The following is a 2,697-nucleotide window of genomic DNA, read 5'->3' on the forward strand; positions in this document are numbered from 1 at the left end:
TTGATTATATTATTGATAATAATAAAAACCTTATCCCTATCCAAGAAGTGATGCCTATCATTGGTTGGAATGAACTTGAAAAAATTAGCCTTGAATACATTACTGGTAAGGTAAACGCCATTGTCAGCAAATTGATCCAAGAGAACCAACTTAAAGCTTATGATGATGATGTGCTTAAAAACTTACTCAATGGCTGGTTTATGCATATCGCAATACATGCGAAAAACCTAAAAGAGCTTGCCGATAAAAAAGGCCAATTTATTGCTATTTACCGCGGCTTTTTATTGAGCTTGAAAGATAAATAAAATAGATAGGTTTTATTTGAAGCTAAATCTTCTTTATCGTAAAAAATGCCCTCTTGGGTTATCAAGAGGGTCATTATATTTCGCGGAATAACATCATTTGGTGACGAAATAACTAAGCACTTGTCTCCTGTTTACTCCCCTGAGCTTGAGGGGTTAACATGAAGGTCATCGATAGCAGGATAATAATACAGTAAAACGCTAAACCAATAATCCAAATCCAGCCATCCCAAATTGGTAGTGAATGATTATAAATAACAGCAAACAGTAATGGGCCAATAACACCGGTTGCATTGGTAAGGCTCACCAATAATCCCTGTAAAGCACCTTGCTGATGACTCTTTGTTTGGATAGACATCACTCCCTGTAATGCAGGTAAAGCGATCCCACCACCAGCCAATAAAATTAAAACAGGGAAAACTAACCAACCTTCAGATATAAACGCTAAAAAGGCAAATGCACTACTATCTGCAATAAATCCGAGCAGTACTGCCGTTTTTTCGCCCCATTTAGTGGCTATTCTTCCTGCCACAAAGGCTTGGAATACTGAGTGTAAAAGACCAAGACCCGCTAATGAAAAGCCAACCATCATGCTATTCCATCCAAAACGATTTTCGGTAAATAGCACCCACACCGTTGCGGGAATTTGGCCTATCAATTGCGCTGAAAAATAAATAATCAACAAAATGGGCATCGTTTTAAATAAAGTGATGTATACCGAATTCGATTGCGTCTCAACCCCTACTTCGGTATCTGTATTATCACGTGTATTTTTGGTTTCACGGAACCAAAACATAACCACAAGGAAAGTGACAATATTTAGCAACGCAGCGATAAAAAAGGGACTATGCGGTGAAATCTCTCCTGCAAAACCACCAATAATAGGCCCCGCTATTAAACCAAGCCCAAAACTTGCCCCTAACCAACCGAACCACTTCACGCGTTGAGAAGCTGAGGTGGTATCGGCAATGACCGATGCCGCGACAGCCCCAGTAGCTCCTGTGATCCCTGAAAGCAAACGGCCTAAATACAGCATCCAAAGCGCACTTGAAAAAGCCAGCAATAAGTAATCCAGCGATGCGCCTATTAATGACAACAACAGCACTGGGCGCCGACCAAATCGGTCAGACATTTTTCCAAGCCAAGGAGCAAAGATAACCTGCATTAACGCATAAAGTGCAAGCAATACGCCAAAGTGGTTAGCGATATCTTCCGAAGCAATAAATTCACGTAATAACGTTGGCAAGACTGGCATGATAAGGCCAATCCCCATGGCATCGAGTAACGTAATTACCAATGCGATCTTTGTCGAACTATTCATTTCACTTTTCTCTATCACTGATAGGGAGTGGTAAAATAACTCTATCAATGATAGAGTGTCAACAAAAATTAGGAATTAATGATGTCTAGATTAGATAAAAGTAAAGTGATTAACAGCGCATTAGAGCTGCTTAATGAGGTCGGAATCGAAGGTTTAACAACCCGTAAACTCGCCCAGAAGCTAGGTGTAGAGCAGCCTACATTGTATTGGCATGTAAAAAATAAGCGGGCTTTGCTCGACGCCTTAGCCATTGAGATGTTAGATAGGCACCATACTCACTTTTGCCCTTTAGAAGGGGAAAGCTGGCAAGATTTTTTACGTAATAACGCTAAAAGTTTTAGATGTGCTTTACTAAGTCATCGCGATGGAGCAAAAGTACATTTAGGTACACGGCCTACAGAAAAACAGTATGAAACTCTCGAAAATCAATTAGCCTTTTTATGCCAACAAGGTTTTTCACTAGAGAATGCATTATATGCACTCAGCGCTGTGGGGCATTTTACTTTAGGTTGCGTATTGGAAGATCAAGAGCATCAAGTCGCTAAAGAAGAAAGGGAAACACCTACTACTGATAGTATGCCGCCATTATTACGACAAGCTATCGAATTATTTGATCACCAAGGTGCAGAGCCAGCCTTCTTATTCGGCCTTGAATTGATCATATGCGGATTAGAAAAACAACTTAAATGTGAAAGTGGGTCTTAAAAGCAGCATAACCTTTTTCCGTGATGGTAACTTCACGGTAACCAAGATGTCGAGTTAACCACCCTTTAGATTCATAAAGCGAAAATAATGCGGCTCCAACGTACCCACCTAAATGGAAACGGCGTTCACTCCAATCTAAACACGCACAACAGATTTTACGTGAATGTTTGGAAGGAACGTCAATTCCCATTTCATGAAAATATTGAATACCACTTAATGTGATCATTGAACCATTTTCAGTGATCCATTGCTGTTGACAAAGGGAATCATAGATCTTAACGGCAACTTCGCCAGCTAAATGATCATAGCAAGTACGTGCTTTTCGTAAATGCACTGGCGTGGAAACTTTGGCATGTACGCCATGGTTGG

General features: G+C 40.3%; 2 protein-coding genes and 2 pseudogenes. 2 read left to right on the forward strand and 2 right to left on the reverse strand.

What is annotated here, in order from left to right; all coding sequences use genetic code 11:
- A pseudogene (locus tag PSF28_RS23495) lies at positions 1-305 on the forward strand (tetracyline resistance-associated transcriptional repressor TetC); the annotation flags it as partial.
- A gap of 112 nt (positions 306-417) precedes the next feature.
- On the opposite strand, the gene tet(B) reads toward PSF28_RS23495, so the two are convergent.
- Positions 418-1,623, reverse strand: a complete 1,206-nt coding sequence (tet(B), locus tag PSF28_RS23500) for a tetracycline efflux MFS transporter Tet(B) (RefSeq protein ID WP_001089072.1) — start codon at positions 1,621-1,623, stop codon at positions 418-420.
- Positions 1,624-1,704: 81 nt separating this feature from the next.
- Between tet(B) and tetR(B) the strand changes: the two genes are divergently transcribed.
- Positions 1,705-2,328, forward strand: a complete 624-nt coding sequence (gene tetR(B), locus PSF28_RS23505) for a tetracycline resistance transcriptional repressor TetR(B) (protein ID WP_000088605.1) — start codon at positions 1,705-1,707, stop codon at positions 2,326-2,328.
- Here the strand turns inward: tetR(B) and PSF28_RS23510 are convergent.
- Positions 2,306-2,697 (reverse strand): annotated as a pseudogene (locus tag PSF28_RS23510) (transcriptional regulator); the annotation flags it as partial. The gene tetR(B) and the pseudogene PSF28_RS23510 overlap by 23 nt on opposite strands.

Origin of the sequence: Providencia sp. PROV130 (assembly GCF_028482225.1) — a bacterium.
In the GTDB taxonomy this organism is placed as follows: Bacteria; Pseudomonadota; Gammaproteobacteria; order Enterobacterales; family Enterobacteriaceae; genus Providencia; species Providencia rettgeri.